The 18312-nt window shown below is 55.2% G+C and carries 16 protein-coding genes, 1 tRNA gene and 1 other annotated feature; of the genes, 13 read left to right on the top strand and 4 right to left on the bottom strand.

Annotation, left to right across the window (positions count from 1 at the left end; translation table 11 throughout):
- Window positions 1-174: 174 nt before the first annotated feature.
- Window positions 175-1560, bottom strand: coding sequence for an NCS2 family permease (locus tag ACR0QW_RS08520; RefSeq protein WP_432643270.1), 1386 nt, complete (start codon window positions 1558-1560; stop codon window positions 175-177).
- A gap of 157 nt (window positions 1561-1717) precedes the next feature.
- Between ACR0QW_RS08520 and pcrA the strand changes: the two genes are divergently transcribed.
- Entirely contained in the window at window positions 1718-3955 is a 2238-nt protein-coding gene (pcrA, locus tag ACR0QW_RS08525; RefSeq protein ID WP_432643271.1) for a DNA helicase PcrA, read from the top strand.
- A gap of 12 nt (window positions 3956-3967) precedes the next feature.
- Entirely contained in the window at window positions 3968-6016 is a 2049-nt protein-coding gene (gene ligA / locus ACR0QW_RS08530; RefSeq protein WP_432643272.1) for an NAD-dependent DNA ligase LigA, read from the top strand.
- Between the two features lie 111 nt (window positions 6017-6127).
- On the opposite strand, the gene ACR0QW_RS08535 is transcribed toward ligA, so the two are convergent.
- On the bottom strand, window positions 6128-7801 hold the full coding sequence (locus tag ACR0QW_RS08535) for a carbon starvation CstA family protein (RefSeq protein ID WP_432643273.1): 1674 nt from the start codon (window positions 7799-7801) through the stop codon (window positions 6128-6130).
- Window positions 7802-8170: 369 nt separating this feature from the next.
- Window positions 8171-8435 (top strand) — a binding site (T-box leader).
- Here ACR0QW_RS08535 and ACR0QW_RS08540 point away from each other — a divergent pair.
- Window positions 8402-9712: an SLC13 family permease gene (locus tag ACR0QW_RS08540; RefSeq protein ID WP_432643274.1), complete on the top strand. Its 1311-nt coding sequence runs from the start codon at window positions 8402-8404 to the stop codon at window positions 9710-9712. Its footprint overlaps the feature before it by 34 nt.
- 81 nt (window positions 9713-9793) lie before the next feature.
- Here the strand turns inward: ACR0QW_RS08540 and ACR0QW_RS08545 are convergent, their stop codons facing one another.
- Window positions 9794-9979, bottom strand: coding sequence for a hypothetical protein (locus ACR0QW_RS08545; protein WP_289049278.1), 186 nt, complete (start codon window positions 9977-9979; stop codon window positions 9794-9796).
- A gap of 158 nt (window positions 9980-10137) precedes the next feature.
- Between ACR0QW_RS08545 and ACR0QW_RS08550 the strand changes: the two genes are divergently transcribed.
- Window positions 10138-10998: a fumarylacetoacetate hydrolase family protein gene (locus ACR0QW_RS08550; protein ID WP_432643275.1), complete on the top strand. Its 861-nt coding sequence runs from the start codon at window positions 10138-10140 to the stop codon at window positions 10996-10998.
- Between the two features lie 133 nt (window positions 10999-11131).
- Here ACR0QW_RS08550 and ACR0QW_RS08555 read toward each other — a convergent pair.
- A tRNA-Val gene (locus ACR0QW_RS08555) sits at window positions 11132-11208 on the bottom strand.
- A gap of 144 nt (window positions 11209-11352) precedes the next feature.
- Here ACR0QW_RS08555 and ACR0QW_RS08560 point away from each other — a divergent pair.
- From ACR0QW_RS08560 to ACR0QW_RS08600, 9 genes are all read left to right on the top strand, one after another.
- Complete coding sequence (locus tag ACR0QW_RS08560; RefSeq protein ID WP_432643276.1) at window positions 11353-12360, top strand: PhoH family protein; 1008 nt, start codon at window positions 11353-11355, stop codon at window positions 12358-12360.
- On the top strand, window positions 12357-12839 hold the full coding sequence (ybeY, locus tag ACR0QW_RS08565) for an rRNA maturation RNase YbeY (RefSeq protein WP_432643277.1): 483 nt from the start codon (window positions 12357-12359) through the stop codon (window positions 12837-12839). The genes ACR0QW_RS08560 and ybeY overlap by 4 nt, the downstream gene beginning before the upstream one ends.
- A 1-nt stretch (window position 12840) precedes the next feature.
- A complete protein-coding gene (locus ACR0QW_RS08570; RefSeq protein WP_432643284.1) occupies window positions 12841-13215 on the top strand; it encodes a cytidine deaminase in 375 nt (124 codons plus the stop codon).
- Between the two features lie 15 nt (window positions 13216-13230).
- A complete protein-coding gene (gene era, locus ACR0QW_RS08575) occupies window positions 13231-14157 on the top strand; it encodes a GTPase Era (protein WP_432643278.1) in 927 nt (308 codons plus the stop codon).
- A gap of 115 nt (window positions 14158-14272) precedes the next feature.
- A complete protein-coding gene (locus ACR0QW_RS08580) occupies window positions 14273-15160 on the top strand; it encodes a hemolysin family protein (RefSeq protein ID WP_432643279.1) in 888 nt (295 codons plus the stop codon).
- Complete coding sequence (gene recO, locus ACR0QW_RS08585) at window positions 15150-15896, top strand: DNA repair protein RecO (RefSeq protein WP_432643280.1); 747 nt, start codon at window positions 15150-15152, stop codon at window positions 15894-15896. The genes ACR0QW_RS08580 and recO overlap by 11 nt, the downstream gene beginning before the upstream one ends.
- On the top strand, window positions 15889-16587 hold the full coding sequence (locus tag ACR0QW_RS08590) for a hypothetical protein (protein ID WP_432643281.1): 699 nt from the start codon (window positions 15889-15891) through the stop codon (window positions 16585-16587). The genes recO and ACR0QW_RS08590 overlap by 8 nt, the downstream gene beginning before the upstream one ends.
- Before the next feature lie 25 nt (window positions 16588-16612).
- A complete protein-coding gene (locus ACR0QW_RS08595) occupies window positions 16613-17368 on the top strand; it encodes an exodeoxyribonuclease III (RefSeq protein WP_432643282.1) in 756 nt (251 codons plus the stop codon).
- Between the two features lie 26 nt (window positions 17369-17394).
- Window positions 17395-18174: an ADP-ribosylglycohydrolase family protein gene (locus ACR0QW_RS08600; RefSeq protein WP_432643283.1), complete on the top strand. Its 780-nt coding sequence runs from the start codon at window positions 17395-17397 to the stop codon at window positions 18172-18174.
- Window positions 18175-18312: the final 138 nt, after the last annotated feature.

Raw genomic sequence — 18312 nt, forward strand, 5'->3', positions numbered from 1 at the left:
GATAAAATAATAACGAGACATATCTATGCTCCTTTCAGTTCTTCGTGGTGGTTGAGTTGAAATTCAGTTTAGGTATGTCTTATTTTATATAAAACATAGGGGTCTTGTGAACAGGAAGTCCACAAGACCCCAACATTTATCATAGAACCTTTGTTAGTGGGTAACTACTGATACTTACAGCAGCACATACTTCAATATGAACAGCACAGCCAGCACATACATCAGCTTGCTGATTTTCTGGGTCTTGCCTGCCAGGATGTTCAGCACCACGTAGGTGATGACACCGAAGGAAATGCCTTCGGAAATGCTGTAGGCGAACGGCATGGCGATGATGGCGATGTAGGCCGGGATGGCTTCGCTCAGTTCGTTCATTTTGATCTTCGTTACGGAAGAGAACATCAGGAATCCTACGATGACCAGGGCCGGTGCCGTGGCAAAGGAGGGGATGGCCATGAAGAACGGGCTCAGGAACAGGCTCAGCAGGAACAGGATGGCTACCGTAATGGAAGTCAGACCGGTGCGGCCTCCTTCGGAAACCCCGGCGGCACTTTCCACGAATGTGGTAACGGTACTGGTACCCAGCAGAGCACCGGTGCAGGTGGCACAGGCATCGGCCATCAGGGCGCCTTTGATATGGGGCAGATGCCCTTCTTCATCCAGCATGTCGCTCTTGGCGGCTACCCCGATCAGAGTCCCCAGGGTATCGAAGGTATCCACGAACAGGAAGGCGAAGATCACGGCGAAGAAGTTCAGGCTCAGCACGTGGGAGAAGTCCAGCTGCAGGAACAGCGGTGCCGGACTGATGGGAGCAAAGGAAGCCAGCCCGCCGGACAGGTTGGGGAATACGCTGAAGGTGCCCAGTTCCGGATTGGGAACGTACAGCCCTGTGGCTTCACAGATCATGCCCAGGATCCAGGTGCCCAGGATACCGAACAGGATGTTGCCCCGTACGTTTTTGATGATCAGATAGGCGGTAAACAGGATTCCGATCATGGCCAGCAGCACGGTGATGTCCACGCTGTTGAAGGTTCCGTCATTCATGGCCTTGGTAAAGGAATACAGGGAGACTTTTGTGGCCTTGTTGGCCACAATGATCCGGGAGTTCAGCAGGCCGATGAAGGCGATGAACAGTCCGATACCTACGGAAATGGCCTGCTTCAGGGTCATGGGGATGGCGTTGAAGATGGCTTCCCGGATGGATGTCAGGGACAGGATGATAAAGGTGATGCCTTCAATCAAAACAGCCGCAAGGGCCATTTCCCAGCTGTTCCCCATCTGCAGGCACACGGTGTAGGCAAAGTAGGCATTCAGCCCCATGCCCGGTGCCAGGGCGAAGGGGTAGTTGGCAAATGCCGCCATGAAAAAGGTCCCCAGGGCGGAGGCGATGGCTGTCACCGTCAGCAGCGCTCCCTTGTCCATGCCGGTGGCACTTAAAATGGAGGGGTTGACGATCAGGATGTAGGCCATGGTCATGAAGGTGGTGATCCCGGCTACGATTTCCGTCCGCATGGAGGTGTGGTTTTCCTTTAGGTGGAAAACCTTTTCGCAAAATTCTTCCATACTATACTTCCTTTCTTTTGTTCCGCAGGGTCTGTGGGCAGGGTCGCGACTGCCGCTGCCTGAAGCGGGCCTTCTGTTGAAGGACCCTTCTATTATAGCAAAAAAAACGGGAATCTGTTAGAATAGGAGAGAATAAAATGAAGGAATCGAGGAAAAAATGACAGATCTCTTAGCATCGCTGAATGAACAACAGGCTGAGGCAGTCCGCCAGATTGCCGGGCCTATTTTAATTTTGGCCGGGGCCGGTTCCGGCAAGACGAAAGCCCTGACCACCAAGATTGCCTATCTGCTGGAAAAAGGGGTGAAACCCTGGAACATCCTGGCCATTACCTTTACCAACAAGGCAGCCAAGGAAATGCGCCAGCGGGTGGATGCCCTGGTGGGACCCAGCGCCAAGGATGTGTGGCTGTATACCTTCCACGGCTTCTGCAACCAGCTGCTGCGCCGGGAAATCAGCCATCTGCCCGGTTATACCACTTCTTTTTCCATCTATGATCCGACGGACTGCAGGAATGTGCTGAAAGAAGCCCTGAAAAAGCTGAACCTGGATGAAAAGTTCTATCCGCTGCCGGCTCTCCTTGCCACCATCAGCAACGCCAAGAACGCCCAGGTAGATGCCGGCGAATTCGCACGCCAGGCCGATGATTTCCATGCCAGGAAAGTGGCGGAGATCTATAAGGAATACCAGGACCACCTGCACCAGAGCAACGCCCTGGATTTCGATGACCTGCTGCTGCTTGCCGTGAAACTGCTGCAGCAGTTTCCGGAGGTGCGGGAAAAATACCAGAACAAGTTCCACTATGTGCTCATCGACGAATACCAGGATACCAACCATGTGCAGTACCTGCTGGCCAAACTCCTTTCGGCACCGGAGAACAACCTGTGCGCTGTGGGGGATATCGACCAGAGCATCTACGGCTGGCGGGGTGCGGATATCAGCAACATCCTGGACTTCGAAAAGGATTATCCCAAAGCCAGGATCTACAAACTGGAACAGAACTACCGCAGCACCCAGGTGATCCTGGACGCGGCCAATGAGGTCATCAAGCACAATGCAGCCCGGCGGCCCAAGAACCTGTGGACGGAAAACGGCAGCGGCCAGCCCATCGCCTATTTCCAGGCCCGGGATGACCGGGAGGAAGCTGAATTCGTGGTGGGCCAGATCCGCCGGCTGCAGCGGGAAGGTACCAGGCTGGGGGATATGGCCATCCTGTATCGGACCAATGCCCAATCCCGGATGTTCGAAGAAAACCTCATCAACAACGGGGTACCCTATGTGATGGTGGGGAGCCTGAAGTTCTATGACCGGAAAGAAGTAAAGGATCTGCTGAGCTACCTGCGCTTTTTGTCCAATCACAGGGACATCCAGGGCATGGAGCGGATCATCAACGAGCCCAAACGGGGTATCGGAGCCGCTACGGTGGCCAAGGTCCGGTCCCTGCTGGAAGAAAGCGGAATGCCGCTTCACGAGGTGCTGCAGACGGTGCAGGCCAAAGAAGTATTGGGCCGGTCTTTCAGCAAGATCCAGGCCTTTAGCGACATGATCGGCGAACTGGATGCGGTGAAGGATACCCTGCCGGTAAAAGAGCTGATGGAACGGGTACTGGAAAAAAGCGGATACCTGGAAGCCCTGCGGCTGGACGGTTCTGACCAGGCCAGGAGCCGCATCGACAACCTGAACGAATTCCTGCGGATCGCCGATGAATTTGCCAAAGATCCGGGGGAGGAGAACAACCAGACTCTGGAGGACTTTTTGAACCATGTAGCGCTGGTGGCGGACATCGATGACGCCAAGCTGACCAAGGATTCTGTGACCCTCATGACGCTCCATTCGGCCAAGGGGCTGGAATTCCCGGTGGTGTTCATCGGGGGCATGGAGGACGGCCTGTTTCCCAGCCAGCGGTCCCTGGAAGATGAAGACAAGTTGGAGGAGGAACGGCGGCTGTGCTACGTGGGCATCACCCGGGCCAAGAAGCGGTTGTATCTCACCAGCTGCCGCAGCCGGATGGTGTACGGCCGGGTGGTCATGTACCCGCCTTCTCGCTTCCTGGAGGAAATTCCCCGGCATCTGATGGAGAATGTATCCCTGCGCAGGGCCGCTATGGGGGGCCATCGGGGACAGCAGAGCCAGCATGCATCACTTAGGACCATTGCCCGGCACCGGGGCGGCAGCATCCTGGATACACCCAGTCCGAAGCATGAAGGGTTCATCCCTGAAGGAGCGGCGGTACCGGAATTCCATGCAGGCGAAAAATGCCGGCATAAGAAATTCGGGGTGGGGACCATCATCGAAGCCAAACCGGACGGCAGTGAGGGCCAGCTGGTCATGGTGGCCTTCCCGGGCTGCGGCATCAAGCAGCTGGCCACCAAGTACAAGATCTTGCAGAAAATCTGAGGAGCCTGAACCATGAATATGACGAAAGAACAGGCGTCGGCCCGCATCGACGAGCTGCGCGCCATCATGAAAAAGAATTCCTATCTGTATTATGTCCAGGACAACCCCATCATCACTGATGCAGAATATGATGCCATGATGCGGGAACTGAAAGCACTGGAAGCACTGTATCCGGAACTGGTTACTCCGGATTCTCCCAGCCAGCACGTGGGCGGCTACGCCAAACCGGGTTTTACGGAAGTACGGCATATGACGCCGCTTCTGAGCCTGGCCAACTCTTTCTCGCCGGAAGAGATGGAAGAGTTCGACCGGCGGGTGCGCGAGGGACTGCCCAAAGACGCCAGGGTACAGTACGTGGTGGAGCCCAAGATCGACGGCCTGGCCTGCAGCATCATCTATGAAAACGGCCGGTTCGTGCGGGCGGCCACCCGGGGTGACGGCGTTGTGGGGGAAAACGTTACGGAGAATGTGCGTACCATCCGGAATATCCCCAAACAATTGAAGCCCATTCCAGGTATGGAGATTCCGGAACTTCTGGACGTGCGGGGCGAAGTCTACATGCCCCGGGCGGCTTTCGTAAAGCTGAACGAGGAACGGCAGGAAGCCGGGGAGCAGGAATTTGCCAACTGTCGGAATGCGGCGGCCGGTTCCCTGCGGCAGCTGGATCCACGGGTGACGGCCAGACGCTCTCTGGCTTTCTTTGCCTACGGCATCGGGGTGGGAGCCGGTAACATGCCCACCCACAATGCTTCCATGGATATGCTGCAGCAGTACGGCTTTACCACCACGGAAGGCCGTACCCTGGTGGATACCATCCAGGAAGCCAATGCACTCATCAAAAAGCACGGGGAGCGGCGGGCTTTGCTGGGCTACGACACCGACGGCGTGGTGGTGAAGGTGAACGATGTGTGGCAGCAGAACATCCTGGGCGCTACCGGCAAGGATCCCCGCTGGGCCATGGCCTATAAATTCCCGCCGGAACAGGCGGAGACCGTGCTGGAAGATATTGTGATCCAGGTGGGGCGCACGGGGGTGCTGACTCCTACGGCGGTGCTGAAGCCTGTGCGGCTTTCCGGTAGCACCATCAGCCGGGCTACGCTGCACAATGAAGATTTCATCCAGGAACGGGATATCCGCATCGGCGATCATGTGGTCATCAACAAGGCCGCTGAAATCATCCCGGAAGTGCTCCACGTGGTGACCAGCAAGCGCACCGGGGAAGAAAAGGTGTTCCATATGCCGGAGACCTGTCCGGAATGCGGCTGGAAAGCGCAGCGGAACCCCGGAGAGGCGGCCTGGCGCTGCACCAATCCCCATTGCCCGGCTCTGGGGAGGGAAGGGCTGATCCACTTCACCAGCCGGGACGCCATGAACATCGACGGCTGCGGCCCCAGCGTGCTGGCCCAGCTGACGGCTCACGGACTGGTGAAGGATCCCTCCGATCTGTACCTTCTGACTACGGAGCAGCTGATCCAGCTGGACCGGATGGGGCAGAAGAGTGCGGATAATCTGGTGACGGCTATCCGGAACAGCAAAAGCCAGAGCCTGGATAAGCTGCTGTTTGCCCTGGGTATCCGTCATGTGGGGGCCAAAGTGGCCCGGACCCTGGCGCTGAAATATGGCACCATGGACAAGCTGGCTGTTGCCACCCAGGACGAACTGGCCCAGATCCCGGACATCGGTCCTGTCATTGCGGAAAGTGTGGTGACCTGGTTCGGAGATCCGGTGAACCAGGCTTTTGTGGAACGGCTGAAAGAACTGGGACTGAACATGGAAATGACTGCGGGTCCGGCTCTGGACGAAAGCCATCCGTTCTACGGCAAGACCATGGTGTTCACGGGCACCCTGCCCAACCTGGACCGGGCGACAGCACAGACCATGGCCCAGGAAGTGGGTGCCAAGGTGACCAGTTCCGTGAGCAAAAAGACGGACTACGTGGTAGCCGGAGCTGACCCGGGCAGCAAGTACACCAAGGCACAGAACCTGGGCGTGACAATCCTGGACGAGGCACAGTTCCTGGGGCTGCTGCGGGGAGAACAGGAAGAGGAAGAACGCAAGTGACTGGCAAGGAAAAGAAAGGACCTGCCCTTTTTGGGGGACAGGTCCTTTCCTTATGGAGTGATTGGATATGAATGAAAAAATCCCGCCGCCCGAAGACGGTGGGATTTTTGATTATTTTTCTGCAGTTTCAACTTTACCGCTGAACAGTTCCTTGGTGCAGCTCCGGACCACGTTAATGGCCAGGAACATCAGGCACAGGGCAACTACCAGCTGCAGGCCTTCCACCATGGGGAAGAACACACCAGCCATGGCTTTCTTGTAGATGCCATAGATGGACAGGCACAGGGCACTCATGGTGACCAGGAACATGAAGGTCATGGGGATGTAGAGCATCCAGCTCTTCCGGCCGGTAACCTTCAGGAATACGGCCAGGGCAACCAGGCACAGAGCACTCAGCAGCTGGTTGGCAGCGCCGAACAGCGGCCAGATGTTCATGTAACCGCCCAGGCACAGCAGGTAGCTGGGGATCAGGGTTACGATGGTGGCAACATAGGTATTGCTGAAGAACTTGGCAATGGAGCCTTGTTCATGGCCTTCTTCCGGAGCCAGGATTTCCTGGAGCATCATCCGGCCGATACGAGTTACAGCATCGATGGTGGTCATGGCCAGAGCGGATACGCACATGGTCACGATGCAGGTGCTGTAATACTTGGGAATACCGAACATGGTGAAGTAACCGCCGATGGCGCTGCCGAAGATGGCGAACGGAGTGGCTTTGGGCAGATGGCCGTTTACAGCCACGGAGCAGGCGATAACCAGAGAAACAACACCCAGGGTGGATTCAATCAGCATGGAGCCGTACCCAACGGGCAGCATGTCTTTTTCATTGGAAACCGTCTTGGAGGAAGTACCGGAGGATACCAGGGAATGGAACCCGGATACAGCCCCGCAGGCGATGGTTACGAACAGGATCGGGAACATCGGTTTGCCGGCCACATCAAAGGAAGTGAAGGCAGGCATGTTGATGGAAGGATTCCCGACAACAATCCCTACAACACCGGCCAGGATCATACCCAGCAGCAGGAATACGCTCAGGTAGTCACGAGGCTGGATCAGCAGCCACATGGGCATGATGGAAGCAGCGAAGCAGTAAGCATAGGTCACATACAGCCAGGTGGTACGGGAAGCATACATGGGATGGGCAATACCCAGGCTGACCATGGCGATCATGCAGATGATGCCCAGAACCAGTTCCTTGGCACCCGTGATGTGGAAACGACGGGTTACGATACCGAATACCACGGCCACGGCGATGTAGATCATGGAAATGGAAGCAGCAGAGGCGTTAGGCCCCATCAGTTCGCCGGTCTTGGAGAAACCATTGAAGGTGCTTGCCATGATATCGGAGAAAGCAGCGATAACCAGCAGGGAGAACAGCCAGCCGAACATCAGGAACATTTTGCAGCCCGTATGGCCCACATACTGTTCAATCAGGGCACCCATGCCCTTGCCGTCATTCTTCACAGAAGCATACAGGGCGGTGAAATCCTGTACAGCACCGAAAAATACGCCGCCGACCAAAATCCATAAGAAAGCAGGAACCCAACCGAACATGGCAGCGATAATCGGACCGGTTACAGGGCCGGCACCCGTAATGGAGGAAAACTGATGGGCAAATACAGTAAACCGGGAAGCGGGAGCAAAGTCCTTATCGTCTCTGAAGCGATAAGCAGGCGTCTTCGCATCCGGTTCGATTCCCCAGGTCTTCACCAGCCAGCGTCCATAAAACATGTAGGCACAGATGAAGATGACAATAGCAAAACACACAAGCGTTAATCCGTTCATTGTAATCACTCCTTCGAAAAAAATCCGACACTCACAATTTCAAGTGCCGTCATCAAATCGGATGCTTGTTTATAGTTCCGTAATTTATCACTCTTGTCACAGATTGTCAACAGTTTTTTGTATACTTCATACAATTTTTTTTTAAAGTGTTAGCGCTCTAAAGACAGCAAATGGAATATACAGATAAATTGTCTGTTGAAGAAAAACTTTCTTGAAACATACACAATTTATTGTCCATTGGAAGTGAACTTTATAAGAACGGACTTAAAAATCGAATTTATGGTTCTCATAAAAAAATGTGAGAAAACAGTAGAAAAGATTGCTTTTTTGGACATGGAGTGGTATTGTATGAATCATCAACTCCATACTGCAAATGCTACGAAGAGAAAGAGTAAGCCTGTGGAACCTTCCAGAGAGCGTCCGGATGGTGAAAGGACGCAAGGGGAAAGAAGCTGAACTGGTCTCTGAGCAGCCATCTGAAAGCCTGACCAGGGAAAAGTAGGATGAGCCGGAAACCTGACCGTTATCAGACAGGAGGATATCGGCCGGAAAAGGTCCGTATCTGATGAAGCGCATCCGGCAGCAGCCAGATGAAGAAGAGTGGTACCGCGAAACAAGCCCTTTCGTCTCTTACAAAGAGAGGAAAGGGCTTTACTTTATATTCTGGAGGAATTCAGTATGATGCAGATCGGTTCACTGATTTTATTGCTTTTCGTCATTTTCCTGGGGATGATCACCAGGAAAAATGTGGGGATCATCGGCTTTTTGGCTGCCTATGTGTACGGGACCTTTGTCACAGGCATGAAAGCCAAGGACATTTATGCGGGCGGTTTTCCCACCACAGTATTTTTCCTGATCATGGCTTCCACCTTCTTGTTCGGGATCGCCAACCATAATGGCACGTCAACGGTGCTGGCCCGGAATGTATCCTTTCTTTCCCGGGGCAACAACAAACTGATCCCCTGGATGTTCTTTGCCGCAGCTGCCATTCTGGCCGGTGTGGGCGGTTCCATGCTGATCTTGGTAGTGATCATGCCCATTGCCTACCATACCTGCCTGAACCGGCAGCTGGATGTGACCATGACTTCCATTATCGTCCTGGCGGGCGGTATGATCGGCGGCCTGTCTCCCATTACCCTGAACGGGATTGTGGCCAATACACTGGCTGCCCAGAACGGAGTGGACAACTACATGCCCATCTGGGGTGCGTATTCTCTGTCCATTTTTACGATGGCACTGATCGCTTATGTGGTGTTCAAGGGATGGAAAGTCCCCAATACAGAACCGGACAGGGAGTTTACGCCTTTTAACCGGGCCCAGGTGGTTACGCTGATTGCCATTGTGCTGGTCTGCCTGGCTACCATTTTCTTCAAACAGAACATCGGCCTGGTATGCATGGCCTTTGCCGCTGTCCTGATCCTGCTGGGCTACTGTGATCAGAAGGTGGCCATTGCGGCAATTCCCTGGGGGACCCTGGTGCTGATCACCGGTATGAGCATGCTGCTCCATGTGGTGGATAAATCCGGCGGGATTACGTATCTGACTTCCATGCTTTCCAAAGTCATCACTCCGGCTACGATGCAGCCCATCATGATTCTGCTGGGCGGACTGATGGGGGCTGTGTCCAGCGGCACAGGTGTGGTCATGCCCACCCTGATCCCGCTGGCTGCCAAACTGGCTGCGGCCAACCCGGACCTGGATGCTGCGGCTCTGATGCTGGGCGTCATCGTGGGGACCAACGGGGTGGTCCTGAGCCCGTTCTCTACAGTAGGGGCTCTGGCCTGCGGCTGCGCACCGGAAGGTGTGGATGTGAACAGGCTTTACAAGAACCTGCTGCTTACCGCGATCCTGTTCATCCTGTCTGCTTTTGTGGTCTCCTATCTGGGAATTTATACAAAACTTTTCCTGTAATATATTGGTAGGAATTTGATATTGCGTGAATAAATGTAAAGAAAACGAGGGTATGAAAAATGTTTTTTCATACCCTCGTTTTCATTCATAATGATTCAGGATGTTCCGTACTCGTTCTTTTTTCGTCTTGGGAATCTTCCATTCATAATTTCGGAAGTTGTTTTCCTTGTGATCGGTGGAGTAATCGGCGTAATCGAAATCGTAATCCCGTTCGTAGCTGCGGTTGTAATCGCCGTGGCCATCGTCCAGCTGCCAAATATTTTCCATAGGTACCCTTCCTTTCGTTTGCAAAAAACAGGACAAAACCTCTCCAAACAGGCAGAGACAGGTTCTTTTACTGGTAATTTCCTCCTAAACAGTGTACAATAACTACAGAATAAGTCAAGACACCACGGCAGTGGGACTGAATTAGGGGAGTGGAAACCATGAAAATCGTAACGTATGCATACGATCAGGATGTACAGGTAGGCGTAATTTCCGATGATGGCAGGTACGTCTATCCGGCCAATAAATATTCCAATATGTACGAACTGATCCAGGAAAGCAACTTTGAAGAACTGCTGAGCATCAACCGGATGGCGCTGGGCGGCGTGCCGTTGGATCAGGTCAAAATCCTGGCTCCCCTGACACATCCCCGCAACGACATCATCTGCCTGGGGATCAACTACAAGTCCCATGATGAGGAACTGCCGGATGACTATGTGCCGGAAAAAATCGTGCAGCGCCAGGTACCGGTATACTTCTCCAAGCGGGTGGACCGGGCTACGGATCCGGATGGGATCATCGACGGCCATTTTGATGTAGTGAAGGAACTGGACTACGAATGCGAACTAGCCGTGATCATCGGCAGGGAAGCCAGGAATGTGGAAGAAAAAGACGCCGGGGACTACGTGTTCGGCTACACCATCATCAATGATGTGACGGCCCGTGACGTGCAGGTAGCCCATAAACAATGGTACTTCGGAAAGAGTCTGGATACTTTTGCTCCCATGGGGCCTTTCATCGTGACAGCAGATGAATTCCCGTTCCCGCCGGCACTGCACCTGACCTGCAAGGTGAATGGCCAGCTGCGGCAGGACAGCAATACCAAATATCTGGTACATGGTATCCCGTACATCATCAGCGAACTGTCCAAGGGCATGACGTTGCGGGCGGGTACCATCATCGCTACGGGTACTCCGGCCGGTACGGGCATCGGCATGAACCCGCCCCGGTTCCTGAAGAGCGGGGACGTGGTGGAATGCAGCATCGAAGGCATCGGGACACTGCGGAATGTGGTGAAATGAGAGTTTTCGGCCAGAGACGACTGACAAGCAAAAGGGAGCTGTGAAGGATTTCTTCACAGCTCCTGATTTTTGTGCAGCCGGAGATTTGAAACTGAATAAAAAAGGCTGCCGCCGCAGCGACAACCTTTCAATCTGGTGGAACTAACTGGACTCGAACCAGTGACCCCCACGATGTCAACGTGATACTCTAACCATCTGAGCTATAGTTCCATAAGCAACAAAATTATTTTACCCGAAAAAGGGGTCTGCTGTCAATAGGGTTTCCTGTTTCTTTTTTTTCTGGGAAACGATATAATAGATATATTAGTCAACTTATGGAAACAGGGAGTTGAAAACAGGTAGGAGGAATGGAGTTTGCCTGAAGTGACGGAAAAACGGTTTACCTTCCGGGACCCACGGGAGATGGTGGCGGTCCTGGGAGAAAATGATGAATATCTGCGGCAGATGCAGCAGGTGCTGGGATGCCGGCTGATTCCCCGGGGAAACGAGCTCATCGCCCAGGGCAGTGAGCAGGATACGGAACTGGCGGGGAAACTGGTCCAGGAACTGCTGTACCTGTACCGCCAGGGACTGCCCATTACCGGGCATGATGTGAAGTACAGCATGGAACTGGTGCTGAAAGGCCAGGAAGAACAGCTGCACAGGATGTTTACCGATACGGTGCTGACTACGGTGCGGGGGCGCCAGGTGAAGGCCAAGACGCTGGGCCAGCTCCAGTATCTGAAGACCATCGCCCGGAATGATATTACCATCGCCATTGGACCGGCCGGCACGGGCAAGACCTATCTGGCAGTGGCCATGGCCGTAAAAGCCCTGAAAAATAAGGAAGTGGAACGGATCATCCTGACCCGGCCTGCGGTGGAAGCGGGCGAGAAACTGGGCTTTTTGCCCGGGGATCTGCAGGAAAAGGTGGATCCGTACCTGCGGCCGCTGTACGATGCCCTGTACGAAATGCTGGGCATGGAGGTATTCCAGAAGAACCTGCAGCGGGGCATCATCGAAGTGGCACCCCTGGCCTATATGCGGGGCCGTACTCTGAACGATGCCTTCATCATCCTGGACGAGGCCCAGAATACCACGGCGGAACAGATGCGCATGGCGCTCACCCGGTTCGGCTTCGGCTCCAAGCTGGTGGTCACCGGGGATGCAACCCAGGTGGACCTGCCCAGCGGAAGGCAGTCGGGACTGGTGAATGCGTCCCATGTACTGCGGGATGTGCCGGGCATCGGCATCGTCCATTTCAATGAGCATGATGTGGTGCGGCACGAAATCGTGGGGGCCATCATCAAGGCCTACGAAAAGTATGATAACGCCCGGAAGGAACGGAGACGGGCGGCTGACCATCAAGGAGAAGAACAATGATCGTAACACTGGAAAACAACCAGGAGAAAATTGTCATTCCGGAAGAACTGGAAGCGACGCTGAAAAAGGCCATGGACATTGTGGCCCAGAAGGAAAACCTGACGGACAACACGGAAGTGGACATCACCATCGTGGACAACGATGAAATCCACACCCTGAACCGGGACTACCGGGGCATCGACCGGCCCACGGACGTGCTGAGTTTTGCCCTGGACGAAGGAGATGAGGAACCGGAAGTGGATGACGGGGAAGCCGAACATCTGCTGGGGGATGTGATCATCTCCGCTCCCAGGGCGGTGGAGCAGGGCGAGGAATTCGGTCACGGGCTCACCCGGGAGATGACGTACCTGGCGGTACACGGCATGCTGCACCTGCTGGGGTATGACCATATGGTAGAAGCAGATAAAAAAGTCATGCGGGCCCGGGAAGAGGAAATCCTGCGTGAACTGGATCTGGCGGAAGAAAGGTACGGAGGCTGACATGGACCGGGCACTGTTCGAAGCGGCGGTGAAGGCCCGCCAGTACAGTTACAGCCCCTATTCCCATTTTGCGGTGGGGGCGGCCGTGCGGGCCAGGGACGGCCGGATCTTCACCGGCTGCAACATCGAGAACGCTTCCTATGGCCTGTGTAACTGTGCAGAACGGTGCGCTATCTTTGCGGCAGTGAAGGAAGGGGTGCGGGAATTTACGGCCCTGTGCGTCACCGCGGATACCCCGCAGCCGGTTTCCCCCTGCGGGGCCTGCCGGCAGGTGATGGCGGAATTTTCCATCCCGGTGGTGTACCTGACCAATCTGAAAGGCGACTGCAGGGAAACGACAGCGGCGGAACTGCTGCCCGACAGCTTTGCGTTATAAAAGAAAGGAATTTGTATGGAACAGCAAGAACAGAAACGGCACCGCTCCGGCTTTGTGGCCGTGGTGGGGCGTCCCAATGCAGGCAAGAGCACCCTGGTGAACCAGCTGGTGGGGGAAAAGGTGGCCATCATCTCTGACCGGCCCCAGACGACCCGGAACCGGATCCTGAGCATCCTGAGCACGGAGACGGCCCAGATGGTCTTCCTGGATACCCCCGGCCTGCATAAACCCCAGGACAAACTGGGGGAACACATGGTCCAGGCGGCGGTGAATGCCATCAAAGAGGTGGATGTGGTCCTGTTCGTAGTGGATGCTTCGGAAAAACGGGGCAAGGGCGAACAGGTGATCCTGGAGCGGCTGAAGGAAGAATGCAGTGCCCCGGTGATCCTGGTGCTGAACAAGATCGACCAGATTGTCAGTAAAGAGAGCCTGCTGCCCATCATCGCCCATTTCCAGAAGGAATATCCCTTCCACAGCATTCTCACTTTGTCGGCTCTGGCCGATGAGGATTTCACGCCTCTCCTGCAGGAAATCGAAGCCTGCCTGCCGGCAGGACCGGATTTCTATCCGGAGGATATGTACACGGACCAGCCGGAACGGGTGATGGCGGCGGAAATCATCCGGGAGAAGATCCTGCAGCTGACAAGGGACGAAGTACCCCATGCGGTGGCGGTGCAGGTGCAGGAAATGAAGACCCGGCCCAACGACATGGTATACGTACGGGCGGATATTTACGTGGAGCGGGATTCCCAGAAGGCCATCTTGATCGGGGCCAGGGGGAAGATGCTGAAGGAAATCAGCCAGCGGGCCCGGAAGGATATCGAGGACTTGATCGGCAACCGGGTGTATCTGGAACTGTGGGTGAAGGTACGGCCCAAATGGCGGGAAAAAGAGGGCGACCTGAAACGCCTGGGCCTGGCCAATGACCGGCCGCAATATTGACCAGGATCGGTTCCAGCGTGTATAATAAAAAAGTATATCTGTTTTCAATGATTTTGTATGGAACAATCCAAAGGAGAGATGACTTATAGACGCAGGACCGGCGCTTGGCCGCCTATTGAAACCAATTGTATATCCTTTTGCTTTCCTTTTCTGGCATGTGGGGGAAGCCCTGTACCATTTTATGGGGATGGAACCGGTGCACAGGGGAACCAGTCATTCTGAGGATGACCTCCGGAAGATGGTGAGCGCCAGTGAAAAGGGCGGCAGCATCGACCCGGTGGAAAGCAGGCTCATTGACAATGTGTTTGATTTTGCCGACCGTGTGGCACGGGAAGTGATGGTGCCACGGCAGGACATGGTGTGCCTGTTCGTGGATGATTCTATCGAAGAGAACATGAAAGTCATCAAGGACAGCGGCCATACCCGGTATCCTCTGTGCGAGGAGGACCGGGACCATATCCTGGGCATGATCCACATCCGGGAATTCATGAATGCGGATTACAAGGCTCCCGGCTTTGATTTGCGGAGTATCATGCGGGAAATCGACGTGGTGCCGGAAAGCATGTCCATTGCCAAGATCCTGCAGCTGATGCAGCATAAACATGTGCAGATGGCTGCGGTGGCCGACGAGTACGGCGGTACGGCCGGACTGGTGACCATGGAAGACCTGCTGGAGGAAATCGTAGGCGACATCCAGGATGAGCACGACACGGATATGCCGGAAATCAACAAGATGCCTGACGGGTCCTACGTGTTCGACGGCCTGGTATTGCTGGATGAGGTATCGGAGATTATGGGCATCCAGTTCGACGATCCGGAAGAAGATACCATCGGGGGCTATGTGTTCGGCCTGATCGGCAGACAGCCTGTGGTGGGCGACAGCGTGGAGGAGAACGGCTACAAGTTCGAAGTGCTGGATTCCACCGGCTTCCGGGTGATGCGGGTACGGGTGATCCCTCTGAAAAAAGACAACAAGAAGGAAGCGGCTGTCCATGAGCAGTGAAATGTTTCAAGACGAAGCAATCATCCTCCGGGTTAGAAATTGGCAGACTGCGGATAAATACGCAGTCTGCTTTTGTCGTGAACACGGAAAGATCCCCTTTGTGGCCTACGGGGCGGCGTATCCCCGCAGCCAGAGCGGACGGCTGGTGCAGCCCTTCGCCCACCTGCAGGTGACGCTGGCGCCGGGCCGCAAGGTCGCTGTCCTGCGCGGCTGCGAAAGCCTGGAAATGCCACAGCCTCCCGACTGGGAAAACCTGGCTTATGGGGCCATCATCGGGGAAGTGGCGGAGAACCTGCTGGGAGAGGAGGAACCCCAGGAGGAGGTGTTCCGGCTGCTGCTGGAGGCTTTCCGGCTGCTGGGCAAACGGAACCGGCGCCTGGTCACGGACAGTACCCTGCTGAAACTGCTGGCCCTGTGCGGTCTGAACCCGATCCTGGATGTCTGCACCAGCTGCAATGAACCGGTGACGGAGGACGGGTATTTCAGCCTGGTGCAGGGGGGCTTTTTGTGTAAGAAATGCGCCATGGGGGAGGAACTGCCCTTTACCCTGCCTGCCAGGGACCTGATGGAGCAGCTGCTGCACCTGGACCTGAACCAGCCGCCGGACTTCACCGTACGGGGCCGGGAGCTCATGAGCCTGGAAAAGATTTTATACCAGTTCATCCTGTACCAGACTGACCGGCCTATCCGGAGCCTGGATTTCCTGGCGCAGATGGAGAGGACGGCTCATGGATAAGGTACAATTGGGAAAACTGATCTGGCGGCAGCGGAAGGATCTGCTATTTGGCTGGATGCTCTTCTTTAATATACTGGCCAGCTTCGCCACCCCGGCGATGGACTGGTACGTGCCCCTGAAACTGGTGCTGCTGTTCTGGCTGGCCAGCGGGGTGTGGCTGACCATTCCCGTGCTGGGACGGTACCGGAAGCGGACTTTTGCCTGGAAACTGGCCGTGGTGGCCCTGGTGCTGGGGCTGGTGACCCTGTTCCCGGCGGCCTGGCCGTTGCGGGTGGAATATCCGACACTGGAGCTGTGGTTCTGGGCTTCGGTGCCCTTTGTCTGGTACAGCCTGTGGGCTTTCTTTGGCCGGGAGAAAATGCGCCAGGCACGGGGAATCCTGTGGACCCTGTGGCCGGTGCTCCTTTTGGCAGGCGCCCTGTGGGCCGTATGGGATACGGATTTTGGGGCGGTAGGGGCGGCCTTCCTGCAGCAGCTGTTCTACGCAGCCCTGGGGACGGAATACATCCGCAGCGGTGTCCGTTACCAGCACCGGGTGCTTTTTACCGGAGGACTGCTGCTGGTAAGCGCGGCTTTCTGGACGGCCCTGAACACTTTTGTGTGGATCCTGCCGGAACCTGTCTATCCGCTCCTGTGGACAGCCGCCTGTATTGCGCTGGAATGGATCTTTCCGCAGCTGGGACGACGATGAACTGTGTACGATAGAGGTGAAATCCATGAAACTGATCACTTGGAACGTCAACGGCCTGCGGGCCTGCATGAACAAGGGATTTGCTGATTTTATGCAGCAGGCGGATGCGGATATTTTCTGTGTCCAGGAAACGAAGATGCGGCGGGAGCAATCCACTTTTGAATTCCCCGGCTACCATGAGTACTGGAACAGTGCCGTAAAAAAGGGGTATTCCGGTACCGCCATTTTTACGAAAGAAGAACCCCTGGGAGTTACCTATGGCCTGGGCATCGAGGAACACGACCAGGAGGGACGGGTGATTACAGCTGAATATCCGGCTTTCATCCTGGTGAATGTCTATACCCCCAATTCCCAGCGGGGCCTGGTACGCCTGGAGTACCGGGAAAAATGGGAGGATGCTTTCCAGGACTATGTGAGCCGTCTTGCCAGGAAGAAACCGGTGATTGTGTGCGGCGATCTGAATGTGGCTGCCCAGCCCATCGACCTGAAGAACCCGGACAGCAACCACAAGAACGCCGGATTCAGCGACCAGGAGCGGGCCAAATTCCAGCAGTTCCTGCACCACGGCTTCGTGGATTCTTTCCGCAGCCTGTATCCTGACAGGGAAGGGGCCTATACCTGGTGGTCCTATATGTTCAAGGCAAGGGAACGGAACGCCGGATGGCGCATCGACTACTTCCTGGTGAGCGAAAACGGCAGGGACCATATCCAGGACGTAGTCATCCACAACGAAGTCTTTGGCAGCGACCACTGCCCGGTGGAGCTGGACTGGAAAGAATAAGGGCGGTTACCAAGGGGGTCAATATCATGGAAGGTGCATTCATTGGCGATATCGTAGGTTCCATCTATGAATGGAGGAACCATAAGAGCAAGGAATTCCCGTTGTTTTCCCCTGGCTGCAGGGCTACAGATGATTCTCTCATGACCCTGGCTGTGGAACAGGCCTTTGAAGCGGCCAGAAGCCGGGGCAAGCTGCTGGAACGCCATACGGTGCTGCCGCTGCTGGCCAGAGCAATGCGGTCTTTGGGGCAGAAGTATCCAGACGCCGGGTTCGGGGGCAAGTTCCGTTACTGGCTGTTCCATCCCGAAATGGGGGCCTACGGCAGCTTCGGCAACGGGGCCGCCATGCGGGTATCCCCGGCGGGCTGGTTCGGACGGACTCTGGCGGAAGTGCGGCAGCTGGCCATTTTGTCCTGTGAAGTGAGCCACAACCATCCGGAAAGCTATCGGGCGGCGCAGGCTACGGCCGGTGCCATTTTTCTGGCCCGCCAGAAAAAGAGCAAGGAAGAGATCCGGGAGTACCTGAAGCCCTTTTATGATCTGGACTTTACAGTGGAAGGCATCCGGGACGCTTACGAAGGGGATGCTTCCTGTCAGAACTCCGTGCCCCAGGGGCTGGTGTGCTTTTTGGACAGCACCTGTTTTGAGGATGCCCTGCGCAACGCCGTTTCTCTGGGAGGTGACAGCGATACCCTGGCTGCCATAGCCGGCAGCATCGCTGAGCCGTTTTACGGGATCCCGGAAGAAATCCGGAAAGAAGCGAGGAAGTACTATCTGCCGGAGATGCTGGAAACTGTGAAGATTTGAACTGATACACAAAAAAGGAGGTGTGAAGGGGGTGTGAAGAAATGAGAATTCATTTCTTCACACCCCCTATGTTTTTTATCTCTATGGCTCTCTCAACAAAATTTGAGGAGAAAAGAGCATACTTCCCCCTTTCCCCCA

The organism is Acidaminococcus sp., from assembly GCF_050873445.1.
Lineage (GTDB): Bacteria > Bacillota > Negativicutes > Acidaminococcales > Acidaminococcaceae > Acidaminococcus.

Coding starts and splice junctions, on each gene's coding strand:
- ACR0QW_RS08520 (WP_432643270.1), bottom strand. CDS start 1,560: ATGGAAGAATTTTGCGAAAAGGTTTTCCACCTAAAGGAAAACCACACC.
- ACR0QW_RS08600 (WP_432643283.1), top strand. CDS start 17,395: ATGGAAGGTGCATTCATTGGCGATATCGTAGGTTCCATCTATGAATGG.
- ACR0QW_RS08570 (WP_432643284.1), top strand. CDS start 12,841: ATGGACCGGGCACTGTTCGAAGCGGCGGTGAAGGCCCGCCAGTACAGT.
- ACR0QW_RS08595 (WP_432643282.1), top strand. CDS start 16,613: ATGAAACTGATCACTTGGAACGTCAACGGCCTGCGGGCCTGCATGAAC.
- ybeY (WP_432643277.1), top strand. CDS start 12,357: ATGATCGTAACACTGGAAAACAACCAGGAGAAAATTGTCATTCCGGAA.
- era (WP_432643278.1), top strand. CDS start 13,231: ATGGAACAGCAAGAACAGAAACGGCACCGCTCCGGCTTTGTGGCCGTG.
- pcrA (WP_432643271.1), top strand. CDS start 1,718: ATGACAGATCTCTTAGCATCGCTGAATGAACAACAGGCTGAGGCAGTC.
- ACR0QW_RS08545 (WP_289049278.1), bottom strand. CDS start 9,979: ATGGAAAATATTTGGCAGCTGGACGATGGCCACGGCGATTACAACCGC.
- ACR0QW_RS08550 (WP_432643275.1), top strand. CDS start 10,138: ATGAAAATCGTAACGTATGCATACGATCAGGATGTACAGGTAGGCGTA.
- ACR0QW_RS08535 (WP_432643273.1), bottom strand. CDS start 7,801: ATGAACGGATTAACGCTTGTGTGTTTTGCTATTGTCATCTTCATCTGT.
- recO (WP_432643280.1), top strand. CDS start 15,150: ATGAGCAGTGAAATGTTTCAAGACGAAGCAATCATCCTCCGGGTTAGA.
- ligA (WP_432643272.1), top strand. CDS start 3,968: ATGAATATGACGAAAGAACAGGCGTCGGCCCGCATCGACGAGCTGCGC.
- ACR0QW_RS08590 (WP_432643281.1), top strand. CDS start 15,889: ATGGATAAGGTACAATTGGGAAAACTGATCTGGCGGCAGCGGAAGGAT.